Origin of the sequence: Frankia sp. EI5c (assembly GCF_001636565.1) — a bacterium.
GTDB lineage: Bacteria > Actinomycetota > Actinomycetes > Frankiales > Frankiaceae > Parafrankia.
Genome location: NZ_LRTK01000067.1, coordinates 1 through 17,729, shown reverse-complemented (window position 1 = coordinate 17,729; position 17,729 = coordinate 1). Strand labels below are relative to the sequence as shown.

Annotated in this window: 18 protein-coding genes and 10 pseudogenes; 19 read left to right on the top strand and 9 right to left on the bottom strand. The window is 71.9% G+C overall.

The window, feature by feature from the left end; all coding sequences use genetic code 11:
- Positions 1-42 precede the first annotated feature (42 nt).
- Both UG55_RS21365 and UG55_RS21360 read left to right on the top strand, forming a co-directional pair.
- Positions 43-924 (top strand): 1-acyl-sn-glycerol-3-phosphate acyltransferase, encoded by an 882-nt coding sequence (locus UG55_RS21365; protein ID WP_066072201.1) that lies wholly within the window; start codon positions 43-45, stop codon positions 922-924.
- Positions 921-1,928 carry an NAD(P)H-dependent glycerol-3-phosphate dehydrogenase gene (locus UG55_RS21360; protein WP_066072198.1) on the top strand — a complete coding sequence of 336 codons (1,008 nt, stop codon included), beginning with the start codon at positions 921-923 and terminating at the stop codon, positions 1,926-1,928. The genes UG55_RS21365 and UG55_RS21360 overlap by 4 nt, the downstream gene beginning before the upstream one ends.
- 68 nt (positions 1,929-1,996) lie before the next feature.
- Here UG55_RS21360 and murA read toward each other — a convergent pair whose 3' ends face one another.
- The 4 genes and pseudogenes from murA to UG55_RS41015 all read right to left on the bottom strand — a co-directional run.
- Positions 1,997-3,355 (bottom strand): UDP-N-acetylglucosamine 1-carboxyvinyltransferase, encoded by a 1,359-nt coding sequence (gene murA / locus UG55_RS21355; RefSeq protein ID WP_066072195.1) that lies wholly within the window; start codon positions 3,353-3,355, stop codon positions 1,997-1,999.
- Positions 3,356-3,752: 397 nt separating this feature from the next.
- Positions 3,753-4,034, bottom strand: a pseudogene (locus UG55_RS41025) (bifunctional hydroxymethylpyrimidine kinase/phosphomethylpyrimidine kinase); the annotation flags it as partial.
- Between the two features lies 1 nt (position 4,035).
- Positions 4,036-4,411: pseudogene (locus tag UG55_RS41020) on the bottom strand (bifunctional hydroxymethylpyrimidine kinase/phosphomethylpyrimidine kinase); the annotation flags it as partial.
- 1 nt (position 4,412) lies between these two features.
- Positions 4,413-4,553, bottom strand: a 141-nt coding sequence (locus UG55_RS41015) for a bifunctional hydroxymethylpyrimidine kinase/phosphomethylpyrimidine kinase (protein WP_242424902.1), incomplete at its 3' end; no start/stop codon positions are given.
- Positions 4,554-4,763: 210 nt separating this feature from the next.
- Between UG55_RS41015 and UG55_RS21345 the strand changes: the two genes are divergently transcribed.
- Complete coding sequence (locus tag UG55_RS21345; protein ID WP_018640576.1) at positions 4,764-4,997, top strand: Lrp/AsnC family transcriptional regulator; 234 nt, start codon at positions 4,764-4,766, stop codon at positions 4,995-4,997.
- 62 nt (positions 4,998-5,059) lie between these two features.
- Complete coding sequence (locus UG55_RS21340) at positions 5,060-5,548, top strand: DUF3515 family protein (RefSeq protein ID WP_083987061.1); 489 nt, start codon at positions 5,060-5,062, stop codon at positions 5,546-5,548.
- Between the two features lie 44 nt (positions 5,549-5,592).
- On the opposite strand, the pseudogene UG55_RS41010 reads toward UG55_RS21340, so the two are convergent.
- From UG55_RS41010 to UG55_RS41000, 4 genes and pseudogenes are all read right to left on the bottom strand, one after another.
- Positions 5,593-5,748 (bottom strand): annotated as a pseudogene (locus UG55_RS41010) (D-alanine--D-alanine ligase A); the annotation flags it as partial.
- Position 5,749: 1 nt separating this feature from the next.
- Positions 5,750-6,696: D-alanine--D-alanine ligase family protein (locus UG55_RS21335; RefSeq protein ID WP_242424897.1), on the bottom strand; the 947-nt coding region annotated here is incomplete at its 3' end.
- A gap of 107 nt (positions 6,697-6,803) precedes the next feature.
- Positions 6,804-6,904 (bottom strand): annotated as a pseudogene (locus UG55_RS41005) (bL28 family ribosomal protein); the annotation flags it as partial.
- Position 6,905: 1 nt separating this feature from the next.
- A partial coding sequence (locus tag UG55_RS41000) for a L28 family ribosomal protein (protein WP_304440436.1) occupies positions 6,906-6,992 on the bottom strand: 87 nt, incomplete at its 3' end.
- Between the two features lie 353 nt (positions 6,993-7,345).
- Here UG55_RS41000 and UG55_RS40995 point away from each other — a divergent pair.
- From UG55_RS40995 to UG55_RS21280, 14 genes and pseudogenes are all read left to right on the top strand, one after another.
- Positions 7,346-8,216, top strand: a pseudogene (locus tag UG55_RS40995) (OB-fold nucleic acid binding domain-containing protein); the annotation flags it as partial.
- 1 nt (position 8,217) lies between these two features.
- Positions 8,218-9,706 (top strand): ATP-dependent DNA helicase RecG (locus UG55_RS40990; protein ID WP_128423086.1); only part of this gene is annotated, 1,489 nt, incomplete at its 5' end.
- A 7-nt stretch (positions 9,707-9,713) separates the two neighbouring features.
- Positions 9,714-9,801: pseudogene (locus tag UG55_RS46035) on the top strand (RsmD family RNA methyltransferase); the annotation flags it as partial.
- 1 nt (position 9,802) lies between these two features.
- A partial coding sequence (locus UG55_RS21320) for an RsmD family RNA methyltransferase (protein ID WP_242424896.1) occupies positions 9,803-10,271 on the top strand: 469 nt, incomplete at its 5' end.
- On the top strand, positions 10,268-10,756 hold the full coding sequence (gene coaD, locus UG55_RS21315; protein WP_066071286.1) for a pantetheine-phosphate adenylyltransferase: 489 nt from the start codon (positions 10,268-10,270) through the stop codon (positions 10,754-10,756). The genes UG55_RS21320 and coaD, both read left to right, overlap by 4 nt.
- Before the next feature lie 156 nt (positions 10,757-10,912).
- Positions 10,913-11,665: a hypothetical protein gene (locus UG55_RS21310; protein ID WP_066071283.1), complete on the top strand. Its 753-nt coding sequence runs from the start codon at positions 10,913-10,915 to the stop codon at positions 11,663-11,665.
- 223 nt (positions 11,666-11,888) lie between these two features.
- A complete protein-coding gene (locus UG55_RS21305) occupies positions 11,889-12,473 on the top strand; it encodes a DUF177 domain-containing protein (RefSeq protein WP_066071325.1) in 585 nt (194 codons plus the stop codon).
- Positions 12,473-12,643 (top strand): 50S ribosomal protein L32, encoded by a 171-nt coding sequence (rpmF, locus tag UG55_RS21300; protein ID WP_066071280.1) that lies wholly within the window; start codon positions 12,473-12,475, stop codon positions 12,641-12,643. The genes UG55_RS21305 and rpmF overlap by 1 nt, the downstream gene beginning before the upstream one ends.
- 7 nt (positions 12,644-12,650) lie before the next feature.
- Positions 12,651-12,697, top strand: a pseudogene (locus tag UG55_RS45610) (hypothetical protein); the annotation flags it as partial.
- A 1-nt stretch (position 12,698) separates the two neighbouring features.
- Positions 12,699-13,484, top strand: a pseudogene (locus UG55_RS21295) (phosphate acyltransferase); the annotation flags it as partial.
- Positions 13,485-13,636: 152 nt separating this feature from the next.
- Positions 13,637-14,000 (top strand): annotated as a pseudogene (locus UG55_RS40975) (ribonuclease III family protein); the annotation flags it as partial.
- 1 nt (position 14,001) lies between these two features.
- Positions 14,002-14,380 (top strand): annotated as a pseudogene (locus UG55_RS40970) (putative dsRNA-binding protein); the annotation flags it as partial.
- 119 nt (positions 14,381-14,499) lie between these two features.
- Positions 14,500-15,426, top strand: coding sequence for a bifunctional DNA-formamidopyrimidine glycosylase/DNA-(apurinic or apyrimidinic site) lyase (gene mutM, locus UG55_RS21285; RefSeq protein ID WP_066071268.1), 927 nt, complete (start codon positions 14,500-14,502; stop codon positions 15,424-15,426).
- Between the two features lie 213 nt (positions 15,427-15,639).
- Complete coding sequence (locus UG55_RS21280; RefSeq protein WP_066071322.1) at positions 15,640-16,413, top strand: DUF2786 domain-containing protein; 774 nt, start codon at positions 15,640-15,642, stop codon at positions 16,411-16,413.
- A gap of 220 nt (positions 16,414-16,633) precedes the next feature.
- Here UG55_RS21280 and UG55_RS21275 read toward each other — a convergent pair whose 3' ends face one another.
- Positions 16,634-17,011 carry a hypothetical protein gene (locus UG55_RS21275; RefSeq protein WP_066071319.1) on the bottom strand — a complete coding sequence of 126 codons (378 nt, stop codon included), beginning with the start codon at positions 17,009-17,011 and terminating at the stop codon, positions 16,634-16,636.
- 33 nt (positions 17,012-17,044) lie between these two features.
- Here UG55_RS21275 and UG55_RS21270 point away from each other — a divergent pair, with 33 nt between their 5' ends.
- Positions 17,045-17,356, top strand: coding sequence for an acylphosphatase (locus UG55_RS21270; protein ID WP_066071265.1), 312 nt, complete (start codon positions 17,045-17,047; stop codon positions 17,354-17,356).
- Positions 17,357-17,729 lie beyond the last annotated feature (373 nt).

The following is a 17,729-nucleotide window of genomic DNA, read 5'->3' as shown; positions in this document are numbered from 1 at the left end:
GAACTCGACAGTCTTCCCGGCACTGAGCAAGACTTCGCGTTCATGAGAAGCCCGTGGCGGGGAGGGCCCGCGGTCGCGTTCGCCGCGGCCGTGATCCGGCCGCTGTCGCGTCTGCTGACCCGTCGACGCTGGTCCGGGCAGGAGAACATCCCCCGCTCGGGGGGCGTCATCCTGGTCGCGAACCACCTGTCGACAGTGGATCCACCCCTGCTCGCGCACTATGTGTACGCCGCGGGGCGAACCCCGCGGTTCATGGCGAGGAGCGATCTGTGGGAGGTTCCGATCCTGCGTCACGTGCTGGCCGGTGCCGGCCAGATTCCGGTGCACCGCCGGGATCCCAGCGCGCAGCACGCGCTGCGTGACGCGATCGCCGCGTTGCGGGCCGGGCGGGCCCTGGTCATCTACCCGGAGGGCGGCATCACCACCGACCCGGACTACTGGCCGGTCCGGGCCCGGACCGGGGTGGCGAGGCTGGCGCTGGCCACCGGCGCGCCGGTCATCCCGGTGGCCCAGTGGGGCGCGCAGCGGATCTGGGGGCGGGACCGTCGGCTGCGCCTGACCGGGCGCCCCGAGATCCGGGTCCAGGCCGGCCGGCCTGTCGACCTGGACGAGTTCGCCGAGCGGTCCAGGGCGCTGGCCCACGCTTTGGCCGGTGCCGGTGCCGGTGCCGGTGCCGGTGCTGGGGCTGGGGCTGGTGTCGGTGCCGGTGATGCGATCGATGGGGGTGGGGCAGGGGAGGGGCGCGAGGCCGCCGCCCTGGGCGCGCTGCTGCGTGAGGTGACCGACGCGGTGATGGCCGGCCTGGTCGCGGAGGTGGAGCGGGTGCGGGAGGAGTCGGTGCCGCGGCGGCCTCCCGCCCACGGGTCGGCCGGCCCGGCGGTGCCCGCCCAGCCGGACCCTCCGTCGTCAGCGGGCGCCCGATGAGACGCGCGGCGGTCCTCACCGCGGGCTCCTGGGGAACGGTCTTCGCCAAGGTGCTGGCCGATGCCGGCGCCCGCGTTACTCTCGTCGCCCGGGACACCGAGATCGCGGACTCGATCAACGACCGTCACGTCAACCCCCGGTACCTGGCCGACATCCGGCTGCCCGACCTGGTGCGCGCCACGGTCCACCCGGAGGCGGCGCTGCCCGACGCCGACCTGGTGGTGCTCGCCGTGCCGTCGCACGCGCTGCGGGGGCGGCTGGCGGCCTGGGCGCCCCTGGTGGCGCCGGACGCCGTCTACGTCAGCCTGATGAAGGGGATGGAGGTCGGCACCAACTGCCGGATGAGCGAGGTGATCGCCCAGGTTGCCGGCGTCGGGCCGGAACGCGTGGCGGTCGTCAGCGGCCCGAACCTGGCCCGGGAGATCGCGGTGGAGGATCCCGCGGCCACGGTGGTCGCCAGCACCTCGCCGGCGACCGCCCACCGGGTGCAGGCCGCGTGCTGGACGCCCTACCTGCGTCCTTACACCAATGTCGACGTGGTCGGCTGCGAGCTCGGCGGGGCGGTGAAGAACGTGATCGCGCTGGCCGCCGGGATGCTGGAGGGGATGGGTTTCGGAACCAACAGCCAGGCCTCGCTGATCACCCGCGGGCTGGCCGAGACCATGCGGCTGGGGGTCGCGCTCGGCGCCGATCCCATGACCTTCGCCGGCCTCGCCGGCCTTGGTGATCTTGTTGCCACCTGCGGGTCGTCACTGTCGCGGAACCGGACCTTCGGCGAGCGGCTCGGCCGGGGAATGACCCTGGCGCAGGTGCTCGCGCAGCAGCGGCAGGTCGCGGAGGGGGTGCGGTCGTGCCGCCCGCTGCTCGCCCTGGCGGGCAGCCTCGGGGTGGCCATGCCGATCACCCGCCAGGTCGAGCGCGTGCTGTACGAGGGCCTGCCGCCGCTGGAGGCCGTCAAGGATCTGATGAGCCGCGAGCCCGGGCCCGAGTACCGCCCGCGCTGAGCCGCGCGGGCCCGCCCTGCCCCTGCCCCCTGGGCGCTGTGGGCGGCCCCGCGGCGTGGGCGGTGGGTTCAGCCGTTCGCGGTGGCCGCGGGCGCGACGTCCGCCGGCCGCGTCTCGATGAGCGCGCCGACCGAGCGGAGCTTGCCGACCGGATCCTCGTAGCCGCGTTCCAGGAAGCGGGTCCCCCGGATCAGGCTGGTGCCCTCGGCCACGAGCGCGGCCATCACATAGGCGAAGCCGGCCCGCAGGTCGGGGATCTCCAGGTCGATGCCGCGCAGCGGCGTGGGCCCGCTGACGACGGCCGAGTGCTCGAAGTCCCGGGAAGCGAACCGGCAGGCCTTCCCGCCGAGGCAGATCGTCGACAGGGCGATGTCGGCGCCCATCTCGTTGAGCTGGCGGGTGTAGCCGAAGCGGTCCTCGTAGATCGTCTCGTGGATCACCGAAACGCCTCTGGCCTGTGTGAGCAGCACGGTGAGCGGCTGCTGCCAGTCGGTCATGTACCCCGGGTGGACGTCGGTCTGCACGTGGGTGGCGGTGAGCTCGCGTGCCCGGCGGAAGGTCAGGCCGTGCGGGCTGACCTCGAACTCCCCGCCGAGCCGGCGCAGGTGGTTCAGGAAGGTGGCCACATGCTCCTGACGGGCCCCGACGACGTCGACCCGGCCGTTCGTGGCGACCGCGGCGGCGGCGAAGGAGGCGACCTCGATGCGGTCCGGGATCGCCGTGTGGGAGGCCCCGCGCAGGGCTTCCACACCCTGCACGACGATCGTGCGGTCGACCTCGACGTCGACCAGCGCGCCCATCTGCTGCAGGAACAGGATGAGATCGATGATCTCGGGCTCCACCGCGGCGTTGGAGATCACCGTGGTCCCCTTCGCGCGCACCGCGGCGAGCAGCAGGTTCTCGGTGGCGCCGACACTCGGGAACGGGAGTGTCACATGTGCCCCGTGCAGGCCGAGCGTCTTCACCTCGACCGAGCGCAGCTGTTCGGTGATCTCCGCGCCCATGGCGCGCAGCCCGCGCAGATGGAAGTCGACCGGCCGCTTGCCGATCCGGCACCCGCCGGGCAGCGGGACCACGGCCTCGCCCACCCGGTGCAACAGCGGGCCCATCATCAGGATCGGAATGCGGTTGACGCCGGAATACGCCTCCGCGAGCGAGGCGTCGACGATCTGTGGCGTCGTCACCCGCACCGTGTGCGCGTCGAGCCACTCGACCTGGGTGCCAAGCTCGGCGAGCATCCCGAGGACGACGTCGACCTCGACGATCCGCGGGACCCGGCTGAGCGTGCATGGTTCGGCCGTGAGCAGGGTCGCGACCAGGAGCTTCGTGACCGAGTTCTTCGCTCCGGAGACCTCGACCGAACCGGTGAGCGGAGCGCCACCGACGATCGTGTACCAGTGCTCGTCCGAACCCGCGGGAGTGATCATAGCGGAACCGGGTTCGCTCACGGACTGCCTCCACGGCGGTGGGTCGGGTGCGCCAGGACTTTGAGGTGCGCCACATCTCGTGGTGCGTCGGGGCACGCTGTGCATGATGTCCATGCCGGGCCGGGGAGATTCAATCAGACGGCCCGAACGGCGCCGCGGGGCCCACAGGCGTGTGCCGGGCTGGACCGTTCGTCGAACGTGTGTTCGACTGTCAGGGTGTGGGAACGTGGCGCTGCTCCACCTTCGCGCGGCCCGGTTCGGGCGCGGGTCGCTGCTCGGCAGAGCCTTCTGTGTCGGCGGAGCCTTCTGTGTCGGTGGAGCCTTCGGTGCCGGTGGAGTTCCGCTCGCTGTTCGAACCCCGCCCGCTCTTCGGGTCCATCCCACTGGCGGAGCCACCCCGGGCCAGGTACGCGTGGTCCACCGGCCCGATCCCGGCGCCCAGGGGGAATCCCGCGGCGAGCGCGCCGGTCACGTAGGTCTTGGCCGCCCTGACGGCGTCCGGGACACCGGCCCCGCGTGCCAGGTGCGCCGCGATCGCCGAGGCGAGGGTGCAGCCCGTCCCGTGCGTGTGGCGGCTCGGCAGCCGAGGAGAGCGTAGCTCGTAGTCGGTCGAACCGTCTGTGAGCAGGTCGACAGCGTCGCCCGGCAGGTGGCCGCCCTTGACCAGCACCCACTGCGGNCCGAGTGCGAGGAGTGCCTCGGCGGCCCGGTGCATGCCCGTCTCGTCGGCGACGTCCACGCCGGTGAGCAGGCGCACCTCGTCCAGGTTGGGGGTGACGATGGTGGCGCGGGGCAGAAGCATGGAACGCAGCAGGTCCACCGCGTCCACGGCCAGCAGCGGGTTCCCGTGTTTGGAGACCCCGACCGGGTCGACGACGACCGGCGCGGCCAGCGTCGGCAGCTCCCGCGCGACGGTCTCGACGAGGGCGGCGGACGAGAGCATCCCGGTCTTGACCGCGTCCACGCCGATGTCGTCCGCGACGGCTCGGATCTGCGCCCGGACGGCATCCGGAGGGAGGTCCCAGACGCCGTGCACGCCGACGGAGTTCTGTGCGGNGACCGACACAACAGCGCTCATGCCGTGAACGCCGAGTGCCAGCATCGTCTTCAGGTCCGCCTGGATGCCGGCGCCGCCGCCGGAGTCGGATCCGGCGATGGTCAGCACCCGAGGCGGGGCGGGCGGTACTGCTGGGGTCATGCGTGGGGATCCTCACAGTGAGGGCCGGAGTGGGAGCGGGTGGCCGGAAACGGCCGACTTCACCACCGGTGGAGCGCGGTTCCTCCGTGCCAGTCGGGCGATCAGAGCAAATTCCTCGCCTCAGACCCTCTCATCCGGCCCGTTTGCCTGTTACCTTCTGTCAGCCCGTGTCTGCTCGGCGGGCTGTCGACGTCCGACGAGGGAGCGTCTGTGGTACACGCGTATATCCTTATCCAGACTGAGGTCGGCAAGTCGGCATCGGTGGCCAAGGAGATCGAGCAGATCCCGGGAGTCACCCAGGCCGAGGACGTGACAGGCCCTTACGACGTCATCGTGCGCGCACAGGCGTCGAGTGTCGATGATCTCGGGAAGCTCGTGATGTCACGGGTCCAGGCGGTGGACGGCATCACCAGAACGCTCACCTGTCCCGTGGTCCATTTCTGAGGCGGGCCTTTACGGTCCGTCACCACACCGGCCTCCGGGGCGCGTGGGGTGAAGGGAAATGGATGACCGGGAAGGTGCGGCTCCCGCCGCTCCGCCTGCGCCTGGCCGGCCTTGCCGGCATCACGGCGGGCCTGGTCTCCTCCTGCGGAGGGTCGGGCCCGGTGACAATCACCGGCGTACCCACCCCCACCGGAGGAGACCAGACCGCCTGCGCCGCGTTCGTGGCCGCGCTGCCTGACTCGCTGGGCGAGGGCCTGGACCGCCGCGACGTGAGCCCGCCGGTGGCCACCGCTGCCGCCTTCGGGTCGGCGCCGGCCGTCGTCACCTGTGGGGCGTCGGGCGTCGGGGCCGCCTACCAGCGGACTTCGGTGCTCTCCGAGATCGACGACGTCGGCTGGTTCACCGAGGACCTCGGTGACCTGATGCGGTACTCGACACCGACCCGGTCGCCGCAGGTGGTCCTGACTCTTCCGGCTGACCGGCAGGCGTTCGAGGTGCTGGTGGCGCTGGGTCCCGCCGTACGCGCGCACACCAGGCCCACCGTGGGCTGACCGGGCGGGTGCGAGATCACTCCTTCGGTGCTCAGCTTCGGTGCTCAGCGCAGGCCGGCGCCGTCGCGCAGGGCCAGCTGGACCAGCCGGTCCGCGAGGGAGCCGTAGTCGAGGCCGGTGGCTGCCCACATCCGCGGGAACATCGACGTCGGGGTGAACCCCGGCATGGTGTTGACCTCGTTGAGGACGATGTCGCCTGTNGGCGTGACGAACATGTCCACCCGGGCGAGCCCGGCGCAGTCGAGGGCCTCGAACGCCGCGGTTGCCGCGGCGCGAACCCGTTCGGTGAGCTCCGCGGGCAGCTCCGCGGGGATGCTGAAGCGCGCGCCGTCGGAGACGTACTTCGTCTCGAAGTCGTAGAAGCCCGCCGACGAGGTGACCGTGATCTCGGCCGGCACGCTCGCCTCCGGCCCCGAGCCGTCGAGGCTGTCCAGCACGCCGCACTCGATCTCGCGGCCGACGATCGCCGACTCGACGAGCACCTTGGGGTCGCTGGATCGGGCGGTCTTGAGTGCGGTGTCGAGATCGGCCCAGGCGTCCACCCGGCTGATGCCGATGCTGGAGCCACCCCGAGCGGGCTTGACGAAGACCGGCAGCCCCAGCCGTTCACGCTCACGCTCGGAGAGCGTCCCGCCCGGCGGCACCACCGCGTACGGCCCGACCGGCAGCCCGCTCGCGGCCAGGATGCGCTTCATGTGCTGCTTGTCCATGGCCGACGCGCTGGCGAACACCCCGGAGCCGACATAGGGCAGACCGCACATCTCCAGCAGGCCCTGAATGGTGCCGTCCTCGCCGAAGGGGCCGTGCAGAAGCGGGAAGACCACATCGATCGGCCCGAGGTCGCGAAGGGCCCCCGAGGGCTCGCGGAGGAGCAGCCGGGCCGACGTCGGATCCGCCGGGAGCGTGACCTCGAGACCGGCCGCCGCGTCGACCGCGGGCAGCTCGGCGCCGGACCCCGCCAGCACGGCGCTGTCCTCGGGCACGACGACCCAGCGGCCGTCGGTGTCGATGCCCACCGGAATCACGTCGTAACGGGACCGGTCCAGGGCCCGCAGGACTCCACCGGCCGACACGCACGAGATGGCGTGCTCGGTACTACGCCCGCCGAACAGGAGGACGAGCCGAACCCTGCGACTGGAGGCTCCCATGCCGGGACAGTAGCCGATGAGGACCAGGCCGGACCGAAGGGCCCCGCGCGAGCCGGCGTGCGCCGGTCAGGCAGGCGGCAAGTGGTGCGGAGCCGCCCGCGATCGGGTCAGCCGCGGGTGACCTTGCCCGCCTTCAGGCACGAGGTGCAGACGTTGAGGCGCTTGGGGGTCCGGCCGACAATCGCCCGAACGGTCTGGATGTTGGGGTNCCAGCGACGGCGGGTGCGCCGGTGGGAGTGGGAGACCGACATGCCGAAGCCCGGCCCCTTGCCGCAGACGTCACACACCGAAGACACGAGAACACTCCGTCAATCACGATTGGTCAAACACAATGCCGATGTCGGCACGATGCCGCTGGCAGCCGATGCCAATGGCAGTCGATGCCAATGGCAGTCGATGCCAATGGCAGTCGATGCCACTGGCAGTCGATGCCACTGGCAGCCGATGCCAATGGCAGTCGATGCCGCTCACAGCTGATGCCGCTCACAGCCGACCGCTCTAGCCTGTAGTCGACTGCGAGGTTACCCTAGCCGCGCCCGTCCGGTCCGGTCCGGCCCGTGCGGGTGGGGCCGGCGGTCCGCCAGGCGGTTCGTACCCCGGTGACCGGTCGGCGGCCGAGAGTGTCGGCGGCGCGGTGCAATATCGAGGTGTGCTCGACCTCGACACGCCGCTGAAGAGCGCGCTGGGTGCGCCCAACGCCGCCCTGCTGGCCGACGACCTGGAGCTTGCGACGGTCGGCGACCTGCTCAACCACCTGCCACGGCGCTATCACGAGCGCGGTGAGCTCACCGACCTGGACGAGCTTGTGGTCGGCGAGATCGCCACGGTCCAGGCGCGGGTGACGAGGGTGGTGAAACACAAGGCGCGGCCCGACTGGAACGGCGGCGGGCGTCGCCGCGGCGGTGGCCGGACGGAGATCACCGTCACCGACGGCCGCGGTGAGCTGTCCCTGGTCTTCTTCAACCAGCAGTGGCGGGCCAAGGCGCTCGCGCCGGGGGTGACCGCGCTGTTCGCCGGCAAGGTCGCCGAGTTCCGCGGGCGCCGCCAGCTCATCCATCCCGAGGTCCACCTGCTCGACGGGCCTGATCAGGACGAGCCCGCCGTGTCCGCCGTGTCCGCCGAGCCGGGCGGGGCTGGCCTGGTCCCGGGGGGCGAAGGGGCCGGGTGCGCGGTGGGAGCTGCGGGCACCGTCGGCGGTGCGAACGCCGCGGCCCCGACCCCGGCCGCGGCGTCGCCGGCGCTGGAGTTCGCCGGCGCGCTCGTCCCGATCTACCCCGCCACCGCGAAACTGACCAGCTGGACGATCGCCCGCTGCCTGCGGCTGGTGCTCGACTCACTCGGCGACCTCGACGAGCCGCTGCCGGCCTCCGTGCGGGCCCGGCACCACCTCGTGGGGCTGCGGCGAGCCTACGAACTCATCCACCGGCCGTCCTCGCGGGCCGACGTGGCCATCGCCCGGACCAGGCTCAAATGGGACGAGGCACTCGTCGTCCAGGTGGCGCTGGCCCGTCGGCGGCGCCNGGCGGAGCTCGTCGCCACCGAGCCACGACCGGGCCGCACCGGCGGGCTGCTCAGCGCGTTCGACGCGGCGCTGCCTTTCGACCTCACCGACGGGCAGCTCGCGGTGGGTGCGACCATCGCGGCCGAGATGGCCAAGCCCTTTCCCATGCACCGGCTCCTGCAGGGGGAGGTCGGCTCCGGCAAGACGGTGGTCGCGGTGCGGGCCATGCTCACCGCGGTGGACTCGGGGGGCCAGGCGGCCCTGCTGGCCCCCACCGAGACCCTCGCTGCCCAGCACCACCGGAGCCTGCTGGGCCTGCTCGGCGACCGCGCCCGGGCCGGGGAGCTCGGGGTGGACGGCCCGGCCACCCGGGTCGCGCTGCTGACCGGTTCGACACCCGCCCGGGCGCGGCGGGAGATCCTCGCCGGGATCGCCGACGGCAGCGTGGGGCTGGTCGTGGGCACCCACGCGCTGCTGGGCGCCGACGTGGCCTTCCACGACCTCGCACTGGTCGTGGTCGACGAGCAGCACAGGTTCGGGGTGGAGCAGCGGGACGAGCTGCGCTCCCGGGGCCGGCGCCCGCCGCATCTGCTGGTCATGACGGCGACGCCGATCCCGCGGACCGTCGCGATGACGGTCTTCGGTGACCTTGAGGTCTCCGTGCTCAACCAGCTCCCGGCCGGCCGCTCGCCGATCTCCACCTTTGTCGTCCCCGCGGTGAACACGGCGTTCATGGCGCGGATGTGGGGCCGGCTGCGGGAGGAGGTCGCCGCCGGGCACCAGGCCTACGTGGTGTGTCCCCGGGTCGGCGAGGGCACCGGCCCGGAGGATGCGACCGCTCCGTCCGCGGGGGTGGGAGCGGGGGATGCGGGGGACGCCTCGCGGGAGGGCGAGCGGGTCGGCGCGACCGTCACCGAGACGCTGCCGCGGCTGGTGGCGGGCGAGCTTGCCGGCCTGCGGGTCGAGGGCCTGCACGGCCGGATGCCCGCGGCGGTCCGGGAGGACGTGATGACCCGCTTCGCCGCGGGCGAGGTGGACGTCCTCGTCGCCACCACGGTGATCGAGGTCGGGGTGGACGTCCCGAACGCCACCGTGATGATCGTGCTGGACTCGGACTGGTTCGGTGTCTCCCAGCTGCACCAGCTTCGCGGCCGGGTGGGGCGCGGCCGCGCGCCGGGGGTCTGTCTGCTGCAGACCTGTGTCGATGCGACCGCCCCGGCCGCCGAGCGGCTGCGCGCCGTCGCCTCCACCACGGACGGTGCCCAGCTGGCCCTGCTCGACCTGGCCCAGCGCAGGGAGGGGGACGTCCTGGGTGCGGCCCAGTCCGGCGGTCGCCGTTCCCTGCGGCTGCTGGAACTGCTGCGGGACGAGGACCTGATCCTCGGCGCGCGCGCGGAGGCCACGGACATCGTCGCCGAGGATCCCGAGCTCAACACGCTGCCGGCGCTGCGCCGGCGGCTCGCGGATGCCCTCGACGAGGCCAGCGCCGCCTTCCTGGAGAAGGGCTGACCCGGCTGTGACACGCATCGTGGGCGGCAGTGCCGGTGGGCGACGACTGGTGGTGCCTCCGGGGGGGACCACCCGGCCGACCTCGGACCGGACGANGGAAGGCCTGTTCAACACCCTCGGAACGCTGGTCGATCTCGACGGTGCCCGGATGGCGGACCTGTACGCCGGGTCGGGCGCGGTGGGGCTGGAGGCCCTGTCCCGCGGGGCGGCGCACGTCCTGCTGGTCGACCGGGACGCGGCTGCCGTCCGGGTCCTGCATCGCAATGTCGAGGCGCTCGGGCTGCCGGGCGCGCAGGTGGTGCGCTCCCCGGTCGTCCGGGTGGTGGAGTCGCCGCCGGCCGATCCCTATGACGTGGTCTTCCTGGATCCGCCCTATGCCCTGCCCGATGCCGAGCTGGGCAGCGTGCTCGACCGGCTGGCCAGCGGCGGATGGGTGACGGTGGGTGGTGTCTGCGTCGTCGAGCGGGCCGCTCGGGGTGGGCCTGTGACCTGGCCTGATGGATTTGTGGCGCTCCGTGAGCGCAGGTACGGAGAGGGGGTCCTCTGGTACGGTAGTCGATCATGAGGAGGGCAGTCTGTCCCGGATCGTTCGACCCCATCACCAATGGTCACCTCGACATCATCGTGAGAGCCAGCCGGCTCTTTGACGAGGTCGTCGTCGCCGTTCTGATCAACAAGTCGAAGGCCAACCTGTTCACGGTTGACGAGCGGATAGACCTCATCCGGGAGGCGGTGCGCAGTCACCCCGCCGCCCCGGCGAACGTCGTCGTCGACTCGTCGCATGGCCTGCTGGTCGACTTCTGCCGCGTGCGGGGGATTCAGTCCATCGTCAAGGGGCTGCGCGCGGTGAGCGACTTCGACTACGAGCTTCAGATGGCGCAGATGAACCATTCCCTCGCCGGGGTGGAGACGTTGTTCATGAGCACCAACCCGCAGTACGCGTTCCTCTCGTCGAGTCTGGTCAAGGAGGTGGCCCGCTACGGCGGTGAGGTCTCCGGGCTGGTGCCTGACGTGGTGCTCAAGGGCCTGCGGGACCGTTCCGGCTCGTAGCGGCGCGCGGTGCGGGGGCCCCGGGTTCGGATGCGTGGCGTCACCGCCGCGCCGGCGCAACCGGAATTCGGACATCTGGGATGACGCGGTCCGTCCGCGTGCGATAACGGAGTGTCGTTATCGGGTGCCCCGTCTGCCGGTCGTAACCTACCGGGCATGGATGATCTCGTTGAGCGCCTCGATCTGATCATTTCCTTGGTCGAGGGTGCGCGGGCGATGCCGCTGACGGCGTCCTGCGTGCTCAACCGGGCCGAGATGCTCGAGGCGCTGGAGGATCTGCGGGCGCGGCTGCCCGAGCGGCTCGCGGATGCCGACCGGATTCTGGCGGACAGCGAGGCGATCATCGATGACGCACATCGTCGGGCGGCCTCGATCGTCGCCGACGGCCGGCGGGAGAGCGTCCGGCTGGCCTCCGGCAGCGCCGTGGTGGTCCAGGCGGAGTCGGACGCGGCGGCGATCACGGCTGCCGCGCGGCAGGCGGCCGAGGACATGCGCCGGCAGATCGACTCCTACGTCGACGGGAAGCTGGCCGGCTTCGAGGAGCTCCTCGACCGCACGCTGACCTCGGTGACCAGGGGGCGGGAACGGCTCGCCTCGCGATCGGCGGCGAGCGGCGCCGGCGGGGCCAGCGCGGTCGGTCCCGCCGGTCCGGTCGGTCCGGTCGGTTCGGCGGGGGCCTTCCAGTCCGGTCCCGCGCCCGTGACCGTCGGCGAGGCCGAGCTGTACATGAGCGGTGACGTGGGCGATCACGTGGGCGCCGGACCCCTGGGCGGTGCCCGGATGTCGCCGGGTGGGATCGACGACACCCTCGCGTCCCCCGGTGAGCGCTGGGCCGGCGTCCCGGCCGCGCGCGGTGGCCTGACGGGTCATGTCCGACTGACTTCCGGGGTCGGAGCACCGATCGGATAAGCTGGTTGTCCGTGCCCCACGACGTGGGCACGCACTTCCGACCGGATCCGGGCTGACCATGCCGGGTCCGGGCCGGCCGGCGGAGGCGCCGGCGGGTCCCACCGGCTTCCACCGGTGGTCGGGAGGATCAGGGCGGTTGATCTCCGGGTCGGTACGACCGGTGTCCCGGCTCCCTGGTCAGCCCCGCAACGACCGCGACGTGAGAACATCTGCTGTGACCGCCATGACCACACAACGAGCCCGTCGGCGCGCCCCCAAGGGTCCCTATGTGCTCGACACCCGGGAGCTCGGCCGGAGGCCGGGTTCACTTCGTCGTGTCGAGACCACGATCGTCCAGCCCTCGGACTTCGGTACCGAGATGCTGCGTGTGCCCGCCGGCGCCGCTGTCGTCCTCGATCTACGGCTCGAGTCGGTCATGGAGGGCGTCCTGGTGAGCGGTGTCGTGACCGTGCCGCTTGCCGGGGAGTGCGGCCGCTGTCTGGAAGAGGTCACCGACACGGCGTCCGTCGAGATCAGAGAGCTGTTCTACTACCCCGACCGGGTTGTCGGGGGCGACGACGAGGATGACACCGGCATCCTCGTCGATGATCATGCTGACATCGAGCCGGTCGTGCGGGACGCGGTGGTGCTGAGCCTTCCGCTGTCACCCGTCTGCCGGCCGGACTGCGCAGGTCTCTGCGTCGACTGCGGCGCTCGTCTCGACGAGGTCGGCCCAGACCATTCCCACACCCGGCAGGACCCGAGATGGGCGGCGCTGTCCGGCCTCGTCGAGGATCCCGCCACCACCGAGAACAAGGAGAAGGACTAGTGGCCGTCCCGAAGCGGCGCACCTCGCGCAGCAACACCCGGTCTCGTCGCGCGCAGTGGAAGGCCAAGGTGCCGACGCTGTCGAAGTGCTCCCGTGGGCACGTCATCCGCCCGCACACCATGTGCCCGACCTGCGGCCGCTACAACGACCGCCAGGTGCTCGACGTCTGACCACGGTGTGGTGCGCATCGCTGTCGATCTGATCGGGGAGGGCGTCGCGCCGCCNGACGGCCTCCTCGACGAACTGGCCGCGGCACTCGGCAGTGATCCGCGGGTGGCCCTGACCGTGGTGGCGCCCACGGCGGTGGTCGAGCCCGGAATCACCGCACGAGGCCTGCTCGCCGGTGGCCGCGTCCAGTTGGTGAACGCGTCGCGCGGAATCGAGGCGGGGGCCGAGGCCCTGCGTGAGGTGCGGGCGCGGCGGGACAGTGGCGTGCGAGTCGCGGCCCGGCTGGTCCGGGACGGACGGGCCGACGCGATGGTGTCGGTCGCGCCGTCGGAGGCCGTCCTCGCCGCGGCGCGGTTCACCTTCGGCCTGCTGCCCGGCGCGACCCGGGCCGCGGCGATGGTCCGGCTCGGTACCGCGGAATCGCCGATGATTTTGTGTGACGCCGGCGGTTCGGTCGACGTGACCGCGGACGAGTTCGCTCAGTTCGCCCTGGCGGGCGCCGCCTTCGCGCGGGTCCGCCACGGAGTCGACCGCCCGCGGGTTGCACTGCTGTCGGCGCGGCCGGCACTGCTCGACCCGCTACGCCGCTCGGCCGCGGACCTGCTGGCCTCACTCGGGCTGAACTTCGTCGGCCCGGTGACCGCCGACCTGCTGACCACCGGGGCGGGCGCCGATGTCGTCGTCACCGACGGGTTCACCGGCGATGTCGTGCTCTCCGCACTGCGGCCGTATGTCGGACAGTCGCGGAGTGGGACGACACCGGCTGAGCGCCGGGTGGACAGTCCGGAAGATCAGGGGGGAATGACCGTGCTGGGAGTGGACGGGGTGGCCGTCCAGGTGGGANGGCCGTCCGCGGCCCTCCAGGGACGGCCGGGCGCGTTGCCGGCGGCCGTCGGCGCGGCGGCCGGCGCGGTGCGCGCGGGTCTCGCCGGATCGGTTCGTGAGGCCATGGCGACGCTGGTCGGGCGTCGCCGGGAGCTGGCGGGGCTGTCCTGATGAGCCGGGGGCAGTCGGTTCCGCCGCCGCGGGATGGGCTGGTCGACGCTCTCCAGGTCAACGTCGATCCCGATCTGCTCGACCGCGCGCTGACCCACCGGTCGTACGCGTATGAGAACGGCGGTCTGCCCACCAACGAACGGCTGGAGTTCCTCGGCGACGCCGTGCTCGGACTGATCGTGACCGCGGCGCTGTTCCGCCGTCACCCGGATCTTCCTGAGGGTCAGCTCGCCAAGCAGCGTGCCTCGGTGGTCAACATGCGCGCGCTCGCCGAGGTAGCCCGGCGTATCGGCCCGGCCGGCATCGGTCCTTACCTGTTGCTCGGGCGGGGCGAGGAGGCGACGGGCGGGCGCGACAAGCCCANCATCCTCGCCGACACGCTGGAGGCGGTGATCGGAGCGGTCTACCTCTCCAACAGTCTCGACGTGGCCTCCGGTTTCGTCCATCGGCTGTTCGATCCGCTCCTGGACGAGGCTGCCGGCCGCGGCGCGGGGCTGGACTGGAAGACCTCGTTGCAGGAGCAGACGGCGCTGCTCGGGCTCGGCCCGCCCGACTACGCGGTCACCGAAGCCGGTCCGGATCACGCCAAGCGGTTCACGGCGTTCGCGCGGGTCGCGGGTGAGGTGCTGGGCGAGGGCGAGGGCGGCAGCAAGAAGGAAGCCGAGCAGCGGGCCGCCGCGACGGCCTTCGCCATGCTGGAGAAGCGCGCCGCCGAGGCGGCCGGGGGCGACCCGTCGACCGGCNGGCCGGAGCAGGCCGCGGCGGGCGGCGCGGTGGCCGGTCTCGCCGTCGGCGACTCCGCCGCGGGGGCGGGCGGCGCCCGATGAAGCGAGCTGCCTCGTGACCGGCGTGCTGACCCACCTTGCCTGAACTGCCCGAGGTCGAGGTCGTCCGGCGGGGGCTGGAACGCGGTGTCGTCGGTCGCACGATCTCCAGTGTCGAGGTGCGTCATCCGCGGGCGGTCCGCCGCCACGACGCCGGTGCCGATGACTTCGCCGCGGCGCTGGCCGGGCGGGCGGTGCTGACCTCGCGCCGGCGGGGGAAGTACCTGTGGCTCGGCCTCTCCCGGCCCGAACCGGGCACCGGGAGCGCACGAACCGGCGAGACCGGCGAGACCGGCGAAAAGTGCGCGGCGGGTGGTGCCGGGGAGGCGCTGCTCGGCCATCTCGGCATGAGCGGGCAGCTCCTGGTGGTCCCTCGGGACAGCCCCGACCAGACGCATCTGCGGGTCCGGTTCCGGTTCACCGATGAAGGGCGCGAGCTGCGCTTCGTCGACCAGCGGACGTTCGGTGGCCTGGCTGTGGTCCCCGGGGCGGATCTGCCACTGCCGATCGCGCACATCGCGCCCGATCCGCTCGCCGCCGAGTTCGACGACGAACGCTTCGTCGGCGCCCTTCGCCGGCGCCGCACCGGTCTCAAACGCGCACTGCTCGACCAGAGGTTGATCAGCGGCGTGGGCAACATCTACGCGGATGAGGCACTCTGGGCCGCCCGGCTGCACTACGCGCGTCCCACCGAGACGGTTTCGCGCCCCGAGGCGCTCCGGCTGCTGGCGGCCGTCCGCACGGTGATGACCGCCGCGCTGGCAGCCGGAGGAACCTCCTTCGACCGGCTGTATGTCTCCACCGAGGGGGTCAGCGGACTGTTCGAACGGTCCTTGCAGGTATACGGACGCGGGGGGTTGGAGTGCTCCCGCTGTGCCGCGGCCATCCGCCGGGACGCGTTCATGAACCGCTCCAGCTTCACCTGCCCGGTGTGCCAGCCGCAGCCACGCCGGGCACGGTGGTAGTATTCGAACGTACGTTCGATCCGCGGGCTTGTGTGATCTGCGGGTCGTGTCATCCACGATCCTGTTGATCGAGGATCGTGTGGTCTATCCGCTTCAGCCTCGTCCATGGCCGTGACCGGGAGCTGACGACAGGTCGTGCCCGGTTCGGCGAGGCCTCAGGACGGTGTCCTCATCTGGTATCCAGTCCGGAGGAGGACCGTGGACGGAGGCGCCATGAATCCCGACGCTCTGCTCGGCCGCGTGCGCAAGCTGCTGGCGATGGCGGAGGCCGAGGGCCTGCCGGAAGCGGCCCGGGAGAACTACAACGCCAAGGCCGCGGAGCTGATCGCCCAGTACGGGATCGACCGGGCTCTGATCGAGGACGCCGCTCCGGCGGGTGCCGTCGCCGGAGATGTCGTGATGGGAATCGACGCGCCCTACGCACGGGACAAGATCTCGTTGCTGGCCAGTGTGGCGGACCCGCTGGGGTGCCGCCTGGTGCACCGGACGATGCCGGCCCCGGCCGGTGCCGGCACGGCGACGGTGCACACCGCGCACCTGTTCGGGATGGCTGGGGACATCGAGCGCGTCCAGATGCTGTACACGTCGCTGCTCGTCCAGCAGGCGCACGGGCTGGCCGCGGCCAGCCCACCGGTCTGGGAGGATCCGCGGGCCTTCCGAAGGTCCTGGATGGCGGGCTTCTCGGTCGCCGTGCGGGACAGGCTCGCGCTCGCGGAGGAGACCGCCCGGCGAAGGGCCGAGAGCGCGGGCCGGGCCGCCGGGGTCGGTGCGGCAGGCGAGCGGCGGTCCGTGGCGGTGGTGCTGGCCGGCCGCGAGGGTCTCGTCGAGGCGCATCTCGCCAGGGTCTACCCGCGGCTGCGCGCGACCCGGGCGCGGCAGCTCTCCGGCTCCGGTGGCCGAGACGGCTACCAGGCTGGTCAGCGGGCGGATCTGGGGGAGGGTCGGCGGATGCCGGGCCGGCAGCGAGCGCGGCGAGAGATCGGCTGACCCCGCTGCGGGTTCGCTGGCATCGGCCGCCCGCGCGACGCTGTCAGGAACGCATGAGACCGGTCGGAACGCATCCAGCGAGGACCCCGACCAGGCACACCGGGCGGGAACGGGCCTGCGGCCGCGGAAGCGAGAAGCGGCCGCTCACGTGCCTGGAGCGACCGCCGGTTGGAACGGATGGTCGGCGTGACTGCGGCGGTCACGCCGACTCGGACCCCACCTACAACTTGCCGCCGGGAAGGTTGGGTACTGCTGTCTGGGTCGGGCGCTCGCCGCGGGGCGGCGCGTAACCCGGGCCGATGACTTCCTCGGACGGTACCGGGGCCGGTGTCACGGTGCGGACGCCCTCGGTGCTGGCGTGCGGAACCGGGATGACCCCGCCGTCCTGCTCGAAGTTCTGCCCACAGCCGGAAAGGAGGAGTGCGGTTCCCATCGAACACACCGCGGCCACGCACGCCAGCGACCGGCGCCGACCTGATCGCCCAGGCGTGCGCACATGGTCACCAGTGGTGGTGCAGTTCGACGGCGTCCCCTGCCCCGGCACCGTGCGAACGGTGGCCTCGGTGCCCCTGTTGAGCTGCGCGCTCTCGATGTACATGGTGTCCACAATGGCTAGTACCCTACCGCTCCGATGAACGAGATTCGCGCGACGAAGGACGCCTGCGACCGGGACGTGGTCCGCCTCACCGCCCGGGTCGAAGGTCTGGTTCAGGGTGTCGGGTTCCGTGACTATGTCCGTACCAAGGGCCGTCGTCTCGGTCTCGTCGGGTCTGCCACGAATTTGCCGGACGGTGCGGTTGCGGTGATCGCCGAGGGTCCCAGGGGCGACTGCGAGGCGCTGCTCGAGCTACTCGTCACCGGGCACACCCCAGGGCGTACGGATCGCGTCGATCATGTGTGGAGTGAGCCGAGGGGTGGATTGGCTGGGTTCCTTCGGCGCTGACGCGCAGACGTGTCGATTGAACTGGCGGGCAATCCGCGGCGTCGTGAGCACGAACAGAGTCGAACTTCACAGAGAAGGCCGCGTTGACGTAAGTGTGCTTTTGCTCAACGAGACCATGCGATCACAGCACCGGAAGTCGATCACCGGTGTCCCCGGTCGCCGCGGGGGGAGCCGGTTTCCCTGTGTCGTCGGCATGATCGTGGCTGGTGGGAGGCCCGATCGTGGCGAGGTGACAGCCGCGGAACAAGTACACGTGTCGAACACGCCACATGCAGAGGGTGGACGAACCCGCCGCATCTGGTCCCGGGTGACGTGTCCCGCCGGCCGTGCCGCGGTTTGGATATTCTGATGTTCGGCGGACCGGGCCTGAGCC